The organism is Colwellia sp. MB3u-4, assembly GCF_014077065.1.
Lineage (GTDB): Bacteria > Pseudomonadota > Gammaproteobacteria > Enterobacterales > Alteromonadaceae > Cognaticolwellia.
Window position 1 is genome coordinate 259,055 of record NZ_JACGVE010000088.1, and the last position, 17,617, is coordinate 276,671.

Genomic DNA, 17,617 nt, shown 5'->3' on the forward strand with positions numbered 1-17,617 from the left:
GAGTACTTATCTTTTTTAATCTCAACCCAGTTGTCAGTCTAATAGCGTATCTTGTCCGACAATAGGCTTCTAGCACGGTTCTATTGGCTTAAATCCCTGTAAGCCAATAGCGTAACTTGTTTACATTGAACGTGCTTTTTGATGCACAACATCATAGATCGAGCCAAATGATTGTTTTACATTCAGGTCCATATTTATATGGAGTTTTCTTGCTATATCACTAGATGATATAACCCCTCGTATATGATGACTTTTTCTATCTAGCACTAGGCAGTGACGAAGTTGATAATTTTCTAACGTTGACACTACATCACTCACCGATGCATCTAATAATTCACGATAATCAAAAGCGTGAAAATCCGACTTTGGAATCATTAAATCTTTCACTAACACATCTTCTCGACAAACCCCTTTAGATAGCTTTGCCACAATATGTTGCTCTGACAATTCATTGGTGCTGATCAGGCCAATAAAGTTATTTTCTTCTGATACCACAATGTTCATTCTAACGTGGGTTTTTAACATTAATTCTAATGCGGTAACGGCCATAGTATCGCCGTCGATCATAATAGCTTTATGAACTTTAAAATCAGTAAATATTTTTACCGCAGGTGATTGTAAGTTAATTTCTTCAAACTGCTCTGGTGAGACAATATTATCGGTATCTTCTAAGTTAACTAAATGTAATTTTTTCATATTTACCTCTGAATGTTTGCTGCATTTGTTGCCAATAATATCGACGGGTCGATTGATATCTAAACAAATGCTTTTAACTATTTATTTAACCTGACATTAGAATAATGGCCGGCAATATAAATATTAAATTAATGATCAATAACTTGCTGTTATGGGGCGTTATTGAATACTTTTTATTTCTCAACGTTAATAACTTGGTGCTTATCGAAACGAACTCGTTTGATTAAATATAGACTGCTGAGCCAAAATTCACTGTTTTAAATTTTGCATGAAAAAACACGGCAGACACAATGCAAGAAAAATACACAGCTATAAAAATAAGCTTTTCAGGCATTTCATTTATCTCAAAGTCAGTTTTTGGTCTTAGCAAGATATTGCCGTGCTTAACTTATAGGAGCGAGAGCACGACTCATCAAGAAGATAAAACCTTAATATTATGTGATAAGCGTATGGTGAAAAATAAAAGCTGGGGGAGCTCTAGAGTGAAAATTATGAAAATAATACTGCAGAATAAAGGGACTAAAATCACTTAAATTAATATAGTTACAATTTTGAAGCTGCACAATGGATCGGTATAACATTGAAGGGTCATCAAAATCTAGATTGTCAACTTGTTCAATTTCAGCAAGATTCGATTTTGTAAAACTTAAATCACCTAAAGCGGTTAAGTCTATTTCATTCGCTGAAACAGCAGGTGATAACATGCTTATAATGAAAAGAAATTTAAACATCGCTTTAAACATTTTTTTAAACATTGCCTAGGTAAATTTAAGGTAAATTATAGTTATGTATAGTTATGCTTTAAGTGATGGAGTGGTGATAGCCATAATTCAAGTTAAAAAATATAAAAATAGCTCATTAATTACCAAAAGTTAATCGCTCAACTAGCAGAATGTAAGCCTGGGTGTGATGAATACGGTGATAAATAACGCACTGTAATACCCAGTTGATTAATTATCTGCTCATTTTCATGGTTGAAATGAAAAACTACAGGATTACAAAGTTGCATAACGACTGACTAAATTTCACGCCTTATATTTAGCCATTTTTACTGATGAAAAAGTAGAACACTTAATGAGTTAAATAGGTATAAAACAATTTGTGAATGGAAACTAAAAGAGATACACGCCATGTTGAACAATCAATGTATCTCTTTTTTTGGCTAGTTAAGTTATTTATACTGGATTTTAAGCTGCTGGATCTTAAGCGGTTATAAGAACAGATAATATTTTTCTGTGCTATTTGATACGATTCAACGTCAAATTAAGCGCTAATTTAAGCAGCACAGTGAGTTTATTTAAACACTGACTTGTTCAGCTAACACATTCACATCATGTTGCTTTAATAACTCAACCAGTTTGATAAGCGGTAAACCGATTAAAGTGTTGGGATCATCACCTTCTAACTTTTTGAACAAACAAATGCCTAATCCTTCACTTTTAAAACTACCGGCACAGTTATAGGGTTGCTCTGCGTGCAGGTAATTTTCAATGTCGCTTAGCGAAAGCTGATTAAAATGCACTAAAAAAGGCTCTATTAAAGCGGTTGTGTAATCTAAACCGCTGTCATAGACACATAAGCCGGTGTAAAAAACGACAGTTTTATTACTAAATTTTTCTAGTTGCTTAACGGCATTTTCAAAGTTATGTGGCTTGCCAAGTATTTCACCGTCACACATCGCTACCTGATCTGAGCCTATAATTAAAGCATCAGGAAATTCGCCGGCAACTGCTTTAGCTTTTTCAATGGCTAAACGTTCAACTAACTCGACGGGTGACTCGTTGTCAAACGCGCTTTCATCAATATTAGGTTTAGCACAGACAAAGGGAATATTAAGTTTTTCTAAAATTTCTTTACGAAAAGGGGAGGTGGAGCCTAAAACAAGTTTTTTCATTAATATCACTCAAAATATAAACAGATTGCTGTTAATATATGGCCTATCTTGAGTTTTTAAACAAATTTAGCTATTTTTCTTTTGACACTAGGTGATTGGCACCTTATTATGCGCGCCTTATGAAAAATCTTAAACTCCCGATAACGATAGACCCATCCAGAAGCGCACAGCGAAAGTTAGTGTGTGACGGATACTTTGAAGTATCTGGGATGAATAGATTGCTAGCTGTGTGTCAAACACGGTCTGAGCAGGTCCAAGTAAATGCCACTTTTGATGTGGATGAAGTTGGCTTGATAGTAATATCAGGCTCCTCATCGGCAACAGTTGCATTAACTTGTCAGCGATGTACTGAAGAGTTCGAATTGGAACTAGAAGTAAGTTTTACTTTTAGCCCAGTGAAAGACGTTGAAGCTGAAGCTGAGTTGCCGTCATATTATGACGCAATTGAATTAGATGAAAATGGTGAAGTTAACTTGCTTGAGTTAGTGGAGGATGAGTTTTTACTCGCGATTCCATTAATTCCAAGGCATTCGATCAAAGATTGTCAGTCTCCGGCTGATAGTGTTTGGGGTAAATTGCCTGAAGAGCTTGAAAAACCGAGTCCATTTGATGTATTGAAAAAACTTAAATAGTTAATTTTTAGCTAATAACCGAATTTTTAGGAGTAGGCAATGGCAGTTCAAAAGAGCAAAAAGTCTCGTTCAAGACGTGGCATGCGCCGTTCACATGACGCAGTAACGGCAACGCATTTATCAACAGATCCAGTATCTGGTGAAACTCACCGTCGTCACCATGTAACAGCTGATGGCTTTTACAAAGGTGTTAAAGTAATCAATAAGTAATCTGTAACGATTACCTTGATTAATCTAACCATAGCGTTAGATGTTATGGGGGGCGATCAAGGCCCCCACGTAACACTTCCTGCAGCAATGCTCGCAATAGAAAATTTCCCCAATCTTCACTTATTATTGTGTGGTGACGAATCCGTCATTATTGAAATACTTTCAAAAAAACAATTTTACCCTCATCCAAGAATAACCTTATACCCAACAACCCAAGTTGTTGAGATGAACGATAAACCTATTTTTGCCTTGCGTAATAAAAAGCAATCATCCATGCGCAAGACCTTAGATTTAGTTCACGGCGGCCAAGCACAAGCTTGCGTGAGCGCGGGTAATACAGGGGCACTTTTTTCAATGGCGCACTTTGTCTTAAAAACCTTACCTGGAGTAGAGCGCCCAGCACTCATTTCTGCATTACCTAGCAACAAGCCTGAGCAACATGTTTTTATGTTGGATTTAGGGGCGAATGTTTTTTGTGACTCAAACGTATTATATCAATTTGCCATTATGGGTTCAGTCATGGCAAAAGAGGTTGATGGTATTGAAAATCCGAAAGTCGCGTTATTAAACATGGGTGAAGAAGAAAATAAAGGCAGCGATCATATCAAACAAACTGCCAGCTATTTACAGGCCAATGATGATATTAATTATATTGGCTTTATAGAAGGTAATGATATTTTTACTAATAAAGCTGATGTTATTGTTTGTGACGGTTTTGTTGGCAATGTTGCGTTGAAAACTTGTGAAGGTGTGGCCAAAATGGTCTACACACAACTACAAGAAATCATCAAAAAACACTTTTTAGCGCGAATTATGGGCAAATTATTGTCTAAGACCTTAAAAAAACTCTTTAAACCCATGAACCCCGACCAGTACAACGGTGCAAGTTTGATAGGATTGCGCGGTATTGTGGTGAAAAGCCATGGTAACGCCAATGTAACCGCATTTTATACGGCGATTACTGAAGCTATTACCGAGGTTGATCGGCAAGTACCGACAAAAATCAAAGATAAGCTTGAACATAGTTTATGCCACAAATAATATTTTGTGGCTATATAGCCGCGTAACAGGTGAATATAAGCTTGAGCAATTACAGACAAGGTAGATCAGGCAATGATTTACCTTGATACAGTGAAAAATTAAATTTAATTAGGTCTAATAATGCAAAATAATTTAGCGTTTGTCTTTCCCGGTCAAGGTTCACAATCTCTAGCTATGTTGGCGGATTTTGCTGAAAATGAAGTAGTACAAAGTACTTTTGCGGAAGCATCTGCAGCACTCGGTTACAATTTATGGCACTTGGTGCAACAAGGGCCAGTTGAAAAGTTAAACCAAACAAACTTTACCCAACCTGCGTTATTAACGGCTAGTGTTGCCATTTGGCGTGTATGGCATGCTAATTCATCAATAACACCTAAACTATTAGCAGGTCATAGTTTAGGTGAATACTCCGCGCTAGTGTGCGCAGGGGTGTTATCGTTGGCGGATGCTGTTAAGCTCGTAGAGAAGCGTGGTGAGTTCATGCAAGCATCTGTGCCTGAAGGTGTTGGTGCTATGGCTGCCATTATTGGTCTTGATGATAAAATTATTATTGATGCCTGTGCAAAAGCGGCAAATGATGAAGTTGTTTCAGCGGTGAATTTTAATTCACCTGGCCAGGTGGTTATTGCAGGTCATAAGGCGGCCGTTGAACGAGCGGGTATATTATGTAAAGCAGCCGGTGCAAAACGCGTGCTACCTTTACCGGTAAGCGTGCCATCACATTGCGCATTAATGAAAGATGCGGCAGAAAAGTTAGCAGAAGAATTTAACAATGTTAGCTTTAATGAACCGACTATCCCAGTGGTTAATAATGTTGACGTTACCGCTGAAAACTCGGTTGAAGCTATTAAAATAGCACTGATTAAGCAATTATATAGCCCAGTTCGTTGGACAGAAACTATTCAATATTTAGCGCAACAGGGTATTGAAATTGCGATCGAAGCAGGACCAGGTAAAGTATTACAGGGCTTGTTAAAACGCATTGATAAAACCATCAGTTGTCAATCTGTTAATGACAGTGCGTCGTTAACTAAAGCATTAGAATCAGTAGAGTAAAATTATATGTTTTCATTAGACGGTAAAGTCATTTTAGTGACGGGCGCAAGTCGTGGTATAGGTAAAGCTATTGCAACACAACTTAAAGCTTTGGGTGGTAATGTTATTGGTACGGCAACCTCTGAACACGGTGCGGCTAATATCAGTGAGTATTTAGGTGAAGGCCAAGGGTTGGTGTTAAATGTCACTGACGATGCCTCAATCAGCGCTATGTTTGATTTAATCAAAGAAAAACATGGTTCAGTTGATGTTTTAGTCAATAATGCGGGTATTACGCGTGACAATTTACTGATGCGTATGAAAGATGATGAATGGAATGATATTATAGAGACCAATCTAACATCGGTCTTTAAAATCAGCAAAGCGGTATTACGCGCTATGATGAAAAAACGCCATGGCCGCATTATCAATATTGGCTCGGTTGTGGGTACAATGGGCAACGCGGGTCAGGTTAACTATGCGACTGCGAAAGCCGGATTACTTGGTTTTACTAAATCTTTAGCACGTGAAGTTGCTTCTCGTGGCATAACCGTTAATACCGTTTCACCTGGTTTTATTGATACAGATATGACCCAAACATTAACGGATGAGCAAAAAGAAGGCATTTTTGCCCAAGTACCGGCCAACCGTTTAGGTAAGCCGGAAGAAATTGCTAACGCTGTTGCTTTCTTAGCATCTGATGGCGCGGCGTATATTACGGGTGAAACATTACACGTAAATGGTGGCATGTACATGGTTTAACACAAGTTTGCTTTTTGGCGATTTTATGTTAAATTCGAACAAATTATATACTGTCAACAGATTAGACCAGCAAAAAAGTAAAATTAGAAGCTTGCATGGTCGGCTTTTGACGAATAAACTACATACAATTCTGAACAATTGTATTTTCTAGTAAAGGAAGAAAAATGAGCACTATTGAAGAACGCGTAAAAAAAATTACTATTGAGCAACTTGGTGTAAGCGAAGACGAAGTTAAAGTTGAAGCTTCTTTTGTTGACGACTTAGGTGCAGATTCTCTAGACACTGTTGAATTAGTAATGGCATTAGAAGAAGAATTCGATACTGAAATTCCAGATGAAGAAGCTGAAAAAATTACAACAGTTCAAGCCGCAATCGATTACGTTACTGCTAACCAGTAATAATAAACGAATGTGATTAATTTCAGGCGGTTTAATTACCGCCTGATTTGTTTTTATAGTTTGAAAATATTTACAGCAAACACTTAACTTAAGTCATATTAAGCGCTAAGTGAGCTGAAATTAAACTCCCGCTTTTATTCAATTCTATCGGAGGCAGCACATCTCATGAGACGCGTTGTAGTAACCGGTCTTGGCATGCTTAGCCCTCTAGGCAACAGCCCTGAATCAACCTGGACAAATCTACTACTTGGTAAAAGTGGTATTGCTGACATTACGCATTTTGATACCACTGAGTATCCAACGCGTTTTGCCGGTTTAGTTAAAGGGTTTGATGCAGAAGACTATATGGCTCGTAAAGATGCCAGAAAAATGGATTTATTTATTCAATATGGCGTTGCTGCAGGTGTGCAAGCCGTTAAAGATTCTGGTATAGAAATTAACGAAGAAAATGCCCCACGTATAGGGGTAGCTATTGGCTCTGGCATTGGTGGCTTAGGTCTTATTGAAGAAAACCATGCTAAATTGTTAAATAATGGTCCACGTAAATTGTCACCATTTTTTGTACCTTCTACCATTATCAACATGATTGCGGGTCATTTATCCATTATGTTTGGCTTGAAAGGCCCCAATATCTCGATTGTTACCGCTTGTACTAGTGGTGTACATAATATTGGCCATGCAGCCCGTATGATAGCCTACGGTGATGCTGATGCTATGGTTGCTGGTGGTGCAGAAAAAGCATCAACCACATTAGGTCTAGGGGGCTTTGGTGCTGCACGTGCCATGTCAACGCGAAATGATGCACCACAACAAGCTTCACGACCATGGGATAAAGACCGCGATGGTTTTGTTCTGGGTGATGGTGCGGGTGTACTTGTACTTGAAGAGTATGAACATGCGAAAGCCCGTGGCGCAAAAATTTATGCTGAATTAGCAGGTTTTGGTATGAGTGGTGATGCCTATCATATGACCTCACCGCCGGCTGATGGTGCAGGTGCGGCTTTAGCAATGAAAAATGCCATCAATGATGCGAAAGTTGATATTGCTAAAATTGGTTATATTAATGCTCATGGCACTTCAACACCGACAGGCGATATTGCCGAAACCAATGCGATTAAATCTGTATTTGGTAGTTCAGCTTTTGATGTCATGGTAGGGTCAACTAAGTCTATGACAGGGCATTTACTAGGTGCTGCCGGTGCTGTTGAAGCAATTTTCAGCATTCAAGCATTAGTTAATAATGCGGTGCCTCCAACCATTAATTTAGATAACCCTGATGAAGGCTGTGATCTTGATTATGTTGCGCATACTGCACGAGATGCTAATTTAGATTACGTGTTGTGTAACTCATTTGGTTTTGGTGGTACAAATGGCTCGTTGATCTTCAAGAGAATTTAGTGAACTGTAGAGATTAAAAAGTCACGTTATTACATCAAATGTACTTTTAATTTCATTAGCGCTTGAATTTAAAAGCTTAAGCCTGAATACTGCTGTATTCAGGCTTTTTTATGGCAATTATGGTATTAAGTTTTGTAGACGGAAAAATAGCTAATTCGATATCAATTGATGATCGTGGCCTAGCTTATGGTGATGGTTGCTTTACTACCGCTTTGATTACTGATGGTAAAGTGGTTATGTTGCCAGAGCACCTCAATCGTTTGGCACAGCAAAGTCAGCAACTAGGCTTACCTAAAGTAGCCTTACCTGTGCTAGCAGAAAGTATAAGAAAAATCAGCGTAGGAATTAAGATCGGCATCGTCAAAGTTATTATCACTTGTGGTAGCGGCGGTCGTGGCTATTCGCGCCTTGGTGCAGAGCAAGCTAGGGTAATTATTTCCGTTAGTGATTACCCTAAGTTTTATCCTCAATGGCAAAAACAGGGGATTTGCGTAGGGATCAGTGAACAAAAGCTCGGTATTAACCCTATGCTGGCCGGTTTAAAACACTTAAACCGTTTAGAGCAAGTTATGTTAAGAGCCGAGCTAGATAGACGCACAGAAGATGATATAGTTGCTAGTGATATCAATGGCAGTATTATTGAATGTTGTAGTGCTAATGTCTTTTGGTTAAAAGCGGGGCAATGGCAAACACCGATATTAAGCACTGCCGGCGTTGCTGGCTTAATGCGGGCGAAAATATTGTTAAATAACCCGAATATTCAACAAGATAATTATCCACTGTCTCAATTAGATAATATCGATGCGATGTTTATTAGTAACGCCATTTTAGGTATAGTGCCGGTTAAGATTTTTAATGGTCAACAATTGGATATTTCACAGGTTAAAAGCATACAAAGCCAATGCCTTAACGTTGAAAGCTAAGATATAAAGATGAAAAGATTTTTTTTAAGCCTGTCGTTGTTGGTTAGAAGAACATTAATGACTTTAGCGGTTTGTGTACTACTCAGTATTTTGGCTGTTATTGGCGTTATGATAATGTCAGAAATGAAAGTTCAGCAGCCACTCGCTATTAAACAAACTGAGTTTTTAACGATTAAGCACGGTACTTCATTTAATGCTTTTTCCAAGCAGTTGGTTGATAAAGGCTGGTTGCAAGAGCGTTTTTGGCTACGCAGTTATGTGAAATTTAATCCTCAAGATAGCAAAATAAAGTCAGGAACCTATCAAGTACAGGCAAACATAAGTACGATAGAACTGCTTGATTTAGTGGTATCAGGTAAAGAACATCAATTTTCTATTACCCTTATCGAAGGTAGCACCTTCAAGCAAGTTTTGGCTCAGTTAGCACAACATCAACATATTACCCATCAACTTGCTAATTTAACACTAGTGGCTATTGCGAAAAAATTATCCATAGCGCAAGATAATCCTGAAGGATGGCTGTTTCCTGATACCTATGCGTTTACCCAAGATACAACGGATTTGAGCATCATTAAACGTGCATATGAAAAAATGCAAAGCGCGTTAGCAGTGCAGTGGCATAATAGAGCTGAAAATTTACCCTACAAAACGCCATATCAAGCACTTATCATGGCGTCAATTATTGAAAAAGAAAGTGGCCGGCACACTGAACATCCTCGTATATCGTCGGTATTTGTTAACCGTTTAAATAAAAAAATGCGTTTACAAACTGACCCAACGGTAATTTACGGTTTAGGTGAACGTTACAAAGGCGATATCACTTACGCTCACTTGCGGGAAAAAACCGCTTATAATACCTATAAAATAAAAGGCTTACCGCCAACACCCATCGCGTTACCTGGTGCTCAAGCGCTGCAAGCCGCATTAAATCCAGAGTTGAGTGACTATTTGTATTTTGTCAGCAATGGCGCAGGCAAACATATATTTTCTAAAAATCTAGCCGATCATAACCGTGCGGTAACCAAGTATCAGCGCAAGAAAAACTAACGTTCACATTTTAATAAAGTATTTTGGATGATTTCAGCATGAAGAAAGGTAAGTTTATTGTTGTCGAAGGCATAGAAGGCGCAGGTAAGTCATCGGCTATTAGCGTTATTGAAGCTGTGTTAAATAAATATAATATCCCTTTTATAAAAACTCGAGAGCCTGGTGGTACGCCATTAGCCGAAGCTCTGCGAGACATTGTAAAATCAGTCAGTCATGATGAAAAGCTAACGCAAGAAACTGAACTTTTGTTGATGTATGCCAGTCGTAGTCAATTGCTAGTGAATAGAATTTTACCCGCCTTAGCAGAAGGTACCTGGGTGATTGGCGACCGTCATGACTTATCATCACGGGCTTATCAAGGTGGTGGACGACAGTTTGACGATGCGATAATGAATGCTATAGCTGATGTTACCTTAAAGGGCTTTACACCCGACTTAACCGTTTATTTAGATATTGCGCCAAAATTAGGTTTAGCTCGAGCACAAGCGCGAGGCGAATTAGATCGGATTGAACAAGAAAAAATTGATTTTTTTCAGCGCGTACGCAACAAATATCTAGCTTTGGCACAAGCGTCAGACAGCACAGATATTATAGATGCGAGCCAAGAGATGGACCTGGTGCACAAAGCTGTAGTCAACTCAGTCGAAGCTTTTATTAATAGTAAACAAGGCTAACAGATGAAAACTTGGTTATTTGGGCTTCAGCAGCAATTGTCTCGACAAATTCACGAAAATAAGCTTCCTCATGCCTTGTTATTTTCTGGTGTTGATGGCGCGGGTCAAGAAGAAATAGCGCACTGGCTGATTAACGTGCTGCTGTGTCAAGACTTAACACAAGACTTGCCACAAAACAGACCACCAGAAAAAGAAGAAAATTTAAGCCCAGTAAGCCAAGTAAGCCCAGTAAGCCAAGTAAGCGAAGAAACGACCAATGTGCAGCCGTTTATTTTTCAGCCTTGCGGTTATTGCAAAACGTGCAAGTTGTCTGCCAATGGCAGTTATCCGGATCATCTGACTATCGTTAATGACAAGAATACCATTGGCGTAGATGCCATACGGAAACTGAGCCAATTTTTTGAGAAAACTGCTCATATCGGCATCGCCAAAACAGCCTTAGTCAATCATGCTGACACCATGACAGTATCAGCAGCTAATGCGTTATTAAAAACGTTAGAAGAGCCAACATCTCAAAGTTTCATTATGTTAACAACGCATAGCAGTGATGTGCTGTTACCCACTATTATCAGTCGTTGTCAAAAATTTGAAATACGTCCACCGGTTGGCAAAAAACTTTTGGCTGAATATAAAAAACAGGATAATGATGCTTTTGTAAACCTTAGCCATCTAAGCGAATTAACAGACGAAGCAACTGCCGTTGCGTTTACCGTTTTTCGTGATAAGGTCAAAGACTATTTATGCGCTCATCAACACCGTGCAGAGATATTAACCTTATTGGTTGAACGTCATGATAGCTTTCGTTGGTTGGAAAAAATCTTAGTTAATTTGATGCGTAATCAATGGGGCTGGCCAACAGCAGGGCATGATAATCAACAAGCAAGTGTCATCAATAAACAACAGTTATGGCAGGTATATAATTTAGTCCAAGCGGCCAATATTAAGTTAAAGACATTAGTGCAAGTTAATCGGCAGTTTTTAAGTGAAAAATTACTCGCCGATATTAGCCTTGTCGTTGAACAAAAAAATCAATAAAAACATTAATAAAGAAGCCAACAAAAATAGAGGGATGATTTTGAAAAATATTACACTTGATTTTATGTCAGATCGTGATTTATATCAGTCATATATGCCGTTTATGAAAAATGGTGGTTTATTTGTTCGCACCACAGAGCATTATGAATTAGCCACTGATGTGAACTTGCTTGTGACATTACCAGACTCCTTAGAGCCTTCAAAAATTAAAGGCAAAGTTTCTTGGATCACCCCCATTGGCGCGCAAAACGGTACACCTGCAGGCATAGGTGTTAGTTTTTTTGAAGATCCTGACAATATGCGTAGCCAAATTGACAAAGCGATAGGGCATTTATTGAGTTCATCTGAGCCGACCTTATCAATGTAACATGCTTATTTTTATCTAATTAAAATAGCACTATTGAATATTATGCCCATTGAGAATATTTTTGTGATGTCAGCAACTCATTAATTCAATGGCTATGATAAATACCCAAACTAACCTTTAGCACCTTTGTGCGGAGTAACCCTGTGTTCATAGATTCCCATTGTCATTTAGACCGTTTAAAACTCGAAGATTTTGACAATAATTTAGATAATGTTGTTAATGCGGCCTTGGCAGAAAAGGTTAATACTTTATTGTGTGTTAGCGTTACTTTAGAAGACTTTCCAGCGATGGCAGAAGCAACGGCTAAATATGACAATGTTTGGCTAACCTGTGGTGCGCATCCGCTGAATCAAGCGGATGAAATTGACCCGGCACTATTAACTCGTTTAGCGACCGACCCACGTGTTGTCGCTATTGGTGAAACGGGCCTTGATTATTTTTATGCGCCCGAAACAAAACCAGTGCAGTTAGACTCTTTTCGAAAACATATACGCGTTGCTAATCAGCTAAAAAAACCCCTGATTATCCACACTAGAGGTGCTCAAGAAGATACCTTAGCTATGTTAAGAGCAGAGCAGGCGGAAAATGTTGGCGGCATTTTACATTGCTTTACTGAAAGTTGGGAGATGGCTGAACAAGCAATAGCGATGGGTTTTTATATCTCCTTTTCCGGCATTGTTACTTTTAAAAATGCGACTGATTTAAAAGAAGTGGCGAAAAAAGTACCCTCAGACCGTTTTTTAATTGAAACGGATGCGCCTTATTTAGCACCAGTGCCCCATCGTGGTAAACAAAATCAGCCCGCTTACGTAGTTGAAGTCGCAAAACATTTAGCCAGTATTCGTGGTACTTCGGTTGCAGAGATTGCCCGACAATCGAGTGAGAACTTTCATCGTTTGTTTCCTGAAACTATTCCTGTCAAATAGTGCTACTTCAGAGAATTATTTAATACTATGAGTCAAAACTAACCATAAAACTAAGGCTAGTCTTGTGTGTCATAATATTTATACTAAGAATAAAAATAAAAATAAAAATAAAAGAGAGCAGGTTTGTTAAATCGTATTTGGAGCGGATTTTTCTTTGTTGCCTTTATTTCTGCCATAGTGCAATGGCTGGTTTTTGATCAAATTTTAATTTTTGAAGAAATTGTTAACGCCATTTTTGATATGTCTAAGGTAACGGTTGAGATTGCGATTGGCCTGATTGGCATTTTAAGTTTTTGGTTAGGCATGATGAAGATAGCGGAACATGCCGGTATTATCGACAAAATTGCACAGTTTATTTCACCACTATTTGTCCGTCTTATGCCAGAGGTACCCAAAGGGCATCCGGCCATAGGTTCAATGACCATGAACTTGTCGGCAAATTTCTTAGGGTTAGATAATGCGGCTACGCCTTTAGGCTTAAAAGCCATGCAAGACTTGCAATTGCTGAATCCAAACAAAGAAACGGCAAGTGATGCGCAAATACTCTTTTTGGTGTTGAATACTTCCGCGGTAACCTTATTCCCTGTTACTGTTTTTGTTTATCGTGCCCAACAGGGAGCGCTAAACCCGACTGATGTTTTTGTCCCTATTTTATTGGCAACATTTGCCTCAACCCTCGCAGGATTGTTTGCGGTTGCATTTGTGCAAAAAATAAAACTTTATCAGCAAGTTATTTTACTTTATTTAGCCGCAGGCATCGCACTGGTCGGTGGTGTTGTGGTTTATTTCACTACCTTGAGTGCAGAGTTGTTAGCGCAACAATCATCCTTGATGGGCAATTTACTCATATTCTCCACGCTAATTAGTTTCTTATTCGTCGCCTTAAAACGCAAAGTGAATGTATATGACAGCTTTATTGAAGGGGCTAAACAAGGTTTTGAAACCAGTATAAAAATCATTCCTTATCTGTTGGCCATGTTGTGTGCGATTGGGGTATTTAGAGCCAGTGGCGCTTTAGATATTTTGATTGAAGGCATACGACAGTTAGTGTTGCTTTTTAATGGTGATACTCGTTTTGTTGATGCACTACCTACGGCATTTATGAAGCCCTTAAGTGGCTCTGGCGCTCGTGCTATGATGATAGAAACCATGAATACTCATGGCGCTGATTCATTCGCTGGTCGCTTAGCTTCTATTGTGCAAGGCTCTACTGAAACTACATTTTATGTTTTAGCGGTTTATTTTGGCTCTGTTGGTATTCGTTATAGTCGCCATGCCTTGGCTTGTGGACTTATTGCTGATCTTGCCGGCATTACTGCTGCTATTGGTGTTTGTTATTGGTTTTTTGGCTAACCCTGTCTATTGTCGACACTTGGTGGGCATTGTTAAACATGATAACAAGATGAATTAACGGATGAGTAAATGCGGGTGTATTTTAAAAATATGCTTATTTAACATTGGTTTGTTTGTTTTTATTGGTGAGTAATTGTAATATCACTTCACACTATTTCATAGTGTCTACGACTAATGCCTAATGAGTATTGTCGACAATACGCTAGGTTTCACATTGACTATTGCTGAAGAGTTGTTATCATAAGCGCCTTGTTTTTATATCTGTCGACAATATTAATGGCGTTAAACAACCCTACAACTCAAGCCGCGGTTACTACGGCAGATAAAGTATTTGAGCAAATGCTACACGCCATTGTTGATGGCACCATCAAATCTGGTAGTAAAATTAGTGAGCCAGAACTAGCTAAAAACTATCAAATTAGTCGTTCAACCTTGCGTGAAGCGCTAAATCGTTTGGAAAAATGTCATTTAATTGAACGCAAAGCCAATGTTGGCTCTCGTGTGGTTGAATGTTCAATTGCTGGGCTGTTAGAAATTTATGTCGTTCGCGAAGCACTCGAAGGCATGGCATGTCGCCAAGCCGCGATAAATATGACTGAAGATGAAATTATTGAAATGAAGGTCATGCTTAAGCAGCATGCAAGTGCCAAGGCATTGCGCGACGGTATTGCCTACTATCAAGAAGAAGGTGATTTAGACTTTCACTATAAAGTGATACTCGGTAGTCATAATCAACAACTCATTAATATCTTGTGTGGTCAGCTTTATCACCTTGTTCGTATGTATCGTTGCCAATTTGGGATGAATAGTCCACGAGCAACTAAAGCGTTTGATGAACATTCTCGCATTATTGAAGCGATAGCTGATCGCGATGGTGAATTAGCCGAAATGCTAATGAGGCGTCATATTGCGGCTTCACGCAAAAATATCGAAAAGAAAATTGCCCAGCAACAATAGCGGCAGCTGTAAAGTTAATTTAATACAACATATACATGACTAAAAAAGGATAAAGCAATGTCTAAACAATTATCTCCTGGTGCTAAATTTCGCCAGGCTTTAGCAAATAATAAACCCTTGCAGGTTGTAGGTACCGTTAACGCTTATTGTGCCATGATGGCTGAACAATTAGGTCACCAAGCTATTTACTTATCTGGTGGTGGTGTTGCGAATGCCTCTTATGGCTTACCCGATTTAGGCATGACATCATTAAATGACGTTATTGCCGATGTATCACGTATTACTTCAGCTTGTAGCTTACCGCTTTTAGTGGATATTGATACCGGCTGGGGCGGTGCATTTAATATTGCTAAAACTATTCGTGATATGGAAAAAGCCGGCGCTGCTGCAGTTCACATTGAAGATCAAGTAGCACAAAAGCGTTGTGGCCATCGTCCGAATAAAGAAATTGTTTCTACAGAAGAAATGGCGGATCGAATTAAAGCTGCTGTTGACGCGCGTATTGATAGCGACTTTTTCATTATGGCTCGCACTGACGCGTTTGCTCAGGAAGGTTTAGAAGCCGCGCTTGAACGTGCTAAAGCCTATGTTGCTGCTGGTGCAGATGGTATTTTTGCTGAAGCTATTCAAACTGAAGCGCATTACAGAGCTTTTACTGAAGCGCTTGATGTGCCGGTATTGGCCAATATTACTGAATTTGGCCAAACAGAACTGTGGAATAAAGCCCAGTTAGGCGAGTGGGGCTGCGCCATGGTGCTTTATCCGTTATCAGCATTTAGAGCGATGAATAAAGCAGCAGAGTCTGTTTATAAAACCTTGCTTGCAGATGGTGACCAAAAAACAGAAATAGATAACATGCAAACACGTATGGATTTATATGATTACCTGGGTTACCACGATTATGAGCAAAAGCTTGATGCTTTGTTCTCTGAAGGTAAAAACAAGTAGTTATATCTGTTCTACTTCAACACCTTAAAGTGGAACGGCTATAAGCATTAAAATACATCAATAAGAAACTAAATTTAACCCTTAACAGTAAATTAATCACTGTTAAGTACTAGGGGAAAAAATGATGAAAGATAAAAAATTATCAGGTGCTGGCTTACGTGGACAAAGTGCTGGCGACACAGCTTTATGTACGGTAGGAAAATCAGGTTCGGGCTTAACTTATTGTGGTTACGATATTGCTGATTTAGCTGAAAATTCAACTTTTGAAGAAGTGGCTTACTTACTCTTCAACGGTGAACTCCCTAATGAAACAGAGCTAGCTAGCTATAAAACTGATTTATTGGCGATGCGTGATTTACCGCAAGCTTTAAAAGCTGTACTTAAGCTGATCCCAAAAGAAGCACATCCAATGGATGTTATGCGCACGGGTTGTTCATTTTTAGGTAATTTAGAACCAGAAAATGATTTTAGCGAACAAAATAAAGCTGCAAACCGCTTGTTATCGGCTTTTCCTGCCATTATGTGTTATTGGTATAAATTTTCACATGAGGGTATAGAAATTGACTGTACTTCAGATGAAGCGTCGCTAGGTGGACATTTTTTACGTCTATTAAATGGTAAAAGTCCGTCTAAACAGCATGAGCGCGTGATGGATGTATCATTAATTCTATACGCTGAGCATGAATTTAATGCCTCTACGTTTACGGCACGTGTTTGTGCTTCAACGCTATCAGATATGTTCTCATGTGTGACCGGTGCTATTGGTACGCTACGTGGGCCACTTCACGGCGGTGCTAACGAAGCTGCAATGGACATGATTGAAAAGTTTAACTCTCCTGCTGATGCCAAAGTACAAATGGCTGGTATGCTTGAGCGTAAAGAAAAAATCATGGGTTTTGGACATGCGATTTACAGCACATCTGATCCACGTAATGTCATCATCAAAGCATGGTCTGAAAAGCTGGCCGCTGAAAATGGTGATACTTCGTTATACGATATTTCAGTAGCCTGTGAAGAGTTTATGTGGGACAGCAAAAAGTTATTTTGTAATGCTGATTTTTTTCATGCCTCAACCTACAATTATATGGGCATTCCAACGAAATTATTTACCCCTATTTTTGTTTGTTCTCGTTTAACGGGTTGGGCGGCTCATGTTATGGAGCAACGTGAAAACAACCGTATTATTCGCCCGTCTGCTGACTACATTGGTGCAGAGCCTCGTAAAGTGCAACCTATCGCTACTAGGTAAGCTAACAGGTAGTTATTACTTAGCATCAATATAAATAAAAGCCTTATCTATGCTGATAGGGCTGCTGTAAGC

General features: G+C 38.9%; 20 protein-coding genes. 18 read left to right on the forward strand and 2 right to left on the reverse strand.

Going from position 1 to position 17,617, the window contains the following annotated elements; all coding sequences use genetic code 11:
* Nucleotides 1-120: 120 nt before the first annotated feature.
* A complete protein-coding gene (locus H4J61_RS15330) occupies nt 121-696 on the reverse strand; it encodes a CBS domain-containing protein (RefSeq protein WP_182137776.1) in 576 nt (191 codons plus the stop codon).
* A 290-nt stretch (nt 697-986) separates the two neighbouring features.
* Between H4J61_RS15330 and H4J61_RS15335 the strand changes: the two genes are divergently transcribed.
* The gene (locus H4J61_RS15335; protein WP_182185953.1) at nt 987-1,229 is read left to right on the forward strand and encodes a hypothetical protein; all 243 of its coding nucleotides are present in this window, start codon (nt 987-989) and stop codon (nt 1,227-1,229) included.
* 764 nt (nt 1,230-1,993) lie between these two features.
* Here H4J61_RS15335 and H4J61_RS15340 read toward each other — a convergent pair.
* On the reverse strand, nt 1,994-2,590 hold the full coding sequence (locus H4J61_RS15340) for a nucleoside triphosphate pyrophosphatase (protein ID WP_182185955.1): 597 nt from the start codon (nt 2,588-2,590) through the stop codon (nt 1,994-1,996).
* 119 nt (nt 2,591-2,709) lie between these two features.
* Between H4J61_RS15340 and yceD the strand changes: the two genes are divergently transcribed.
* The 17 genes from yceD to prpC all read left to right on the forward strand — a co-directional run bounded on the left by yceD (nt 2,710) and on the right by prpC (nt 17,545).
* Nucleotides 2,710-3,222, forward strand: a complete 513-nt coding sequence (gene yceD / locus H4J61_RS15345) for a 23S rRNA accumulation protein YceD (RefSeq protein WP_182137778.1) — start codon at nt 2,710-2,712, stop codon at nt 3,220-3,222.
* A gap of 39 nt (nt 3,223-3,261) precedes the next feature.
* The gene (rpmF, locus tag H4J61_RS15350) at nt 3,262-3,432 is read left to right on the forward strand and encodes a 50S ribosomal protein L32 (RefSeq protein WP_077286058.1); all 171 of its coding nucleotides are present in this window, start codon (nt 3,262-3,264) and stop codon (nt 3,430-3,432) included.
* Nucleotides 3,433-3,447: 15 nt separating this feature from the next.
* Nucleotides 3,448-4,473: a phosphate acyltransferase PlsX gene (gene plsX / locus H4J61_RS15355; protein ID WP_220461285.1), complete on the forward strand. Its 1,026-nt coding sequence runs from the start codon at nt 3,448-3,450 to the stop codon at nt 4,471-4,473.
* 120 nt (nt 4,474-4,593) lie between these two features.
* Nucleotides 4,594-5,529, forward strand: a complete 936-nt coding sequence (gene fabD, locus H4J61_RS15360) for an ACP S-malonyltransferase (protein ID WP_182185958.1) — start codon at nt 4,594-4,596, stop codon at nt 5,527-5,529.
* Between the two features lie 6 nt (nt 5,530-5,535).
* The gene (gene fabG / locus H4J61_RS15365; protein ID WP_182185960.1) at nt 5,536-6,270 is read left to right on the forward strand and encodes a 3-oxoacyl-ACP reductase FabG; all 735 of its coding nucleotides are present in this window, start codon (nt 5,536-5,538) and stop codon (nt 6,268-6,270) included.
* Between the two features lie 164 nt (nt 6,271-6,434).
* Entirely contained in the window at nt 6,435-6,668 is a 234-nt protein-coding gene (acpP, locus tag H4J61_RS15370) for an acyl carrier protein (protein WP_077286054.1), read from the forward strand.
* Nucleotides 6,669-6,833: 165 nt separating this feature from the next.
* Nucleotides 6,834-8,066, forward strand: a complete 1,233-nt coding sequence (fabF, locus tag H4J61_RS15375) for a beta-ketoacyl-ACP synthase II (RefSeq protein ID WP_182137781.1) — start codon at nt 6,834-6,836, stop codon at nt 8,064-8,066.
* 110 nt (nt 8,067-8,176) lie between these two features.
* Nucleotides 8,177-8,989, forward strand: coding sequence for an aminodeoxychorismate lyase (gene pabC / locus H4J61_RS15380; protein ID WP_182185962.1), 813 nt, complete (start codon nt 8,177-8,179; stop codon nt 8,987-8,989).
* 9 nt (nt 8,990-8,998) lie between these two features.
* Entirely contained in the window at nt 8,999-10,036 is a 1,038-nt protein-coding gene (gene mltG / locus H4J61_RS15385; protein WP_259363375.1) for an endolytic transglycosylase MltG, read from the forward strand.
* Between the two features lie 38 nt (nt 10,037-10,074).
* Nucleotides 10,075-10,710: a dTMP kinase gene (gene tmk, locus H4J61_RS15390; protein WP_182185964.1), complete on the forward strand. Its 636-nt coding sequence runs from the start codon at nt 10,075-10,077 to the stop codon at nt 10,708-10,710.
* Nucleotides 10,711-10,713: 3 nt separating this feature from the next.
* Complete coding sequence (locus tag H4J61_RS15395; protein WP_182185967.1) at nt 10,714-11,745, forward strand: DNA polymerase III subunit; 1,032 nt, start codon at nt 10,714-10,716, stop codon at nt 11,743-11,745.
* A 40-nt stretch (nt 11,746-11,785) separates the two neighbouring features.
* A complete protein-coding gene (locus H4J61_RS15400; protein WP_259365560.1) occupies nt 11,786-12,112 on the forward strand; it encodes a PilZ domain-containing protein in 327 nt (108 codons plus the stop codon).
* Between the two features lie 143 nt (nt 12,113-12,255).
* The gene (locus tag H4J61_RS15405) at nt 12,256-13,038 is read left to right on the forward strand and encodes a TatD family hydrolase (RefSeq protein ID WP_182137785.1); all 783 of its coding nucleotides are present in this window, start codon (nt 12,256-12,258) and stop codon (nt 13,036-13,038) included.
* 123 nt (nt 13,039-13,161) lie between these two features.
* Nucleotides 13,162-14,391: a nucleoside recognition domain-containing protein gene (locus tag H4J61_RS15410; protein WP_182137786.1), complete on the forward strand. Its 1,230-nt coding sequence runs from the start codon at nt 13,162-13,164 to the stop codon at nt 14,389-14,391.
* Between the two features lie 276 nt (nt 14,392-14,667).
* Nucleotides 14,668-15,348, forward strand: a complete 681-nt coding sequence (locus H4J61_RS15415) for a GntR family transcriptional regulator (RefSeq protein ID WP_182137787.1) — start codon at nt 14,668-14,670, stop codon at nt 15,346-15,348.
* Between the two features lie 57 nt (nt 15,349-15,405).
* The gene (gene prpB / locus H4J61_RS15420; protein WP_182137788.1) at nt 15,406-16,296 is read left to right on the forward strand and encodes a methylisocitrate lyase; all 891 of its coding nucleotides are present in this window, start codon (nt 15,406-15,408) and stop codon (nt 16,294-16,296) included.
* A 124-nt stretch (nt 16,297-16,420) separates the two neighbouring features.
* Nucleotides 16,421-17,545, forward strand: a complete 1,125-nt coding sequence (prpC, locus tag H4J61_RS15425) for a 2-methylcitrate synthase (RefSeq protein WP_182137789.1) — start codon at nt 16,421-16,423, stop codon at nt 17,543-17,545.
* Nucleotides 17,546-17,617: the final 72 nt, after the last annotated feature.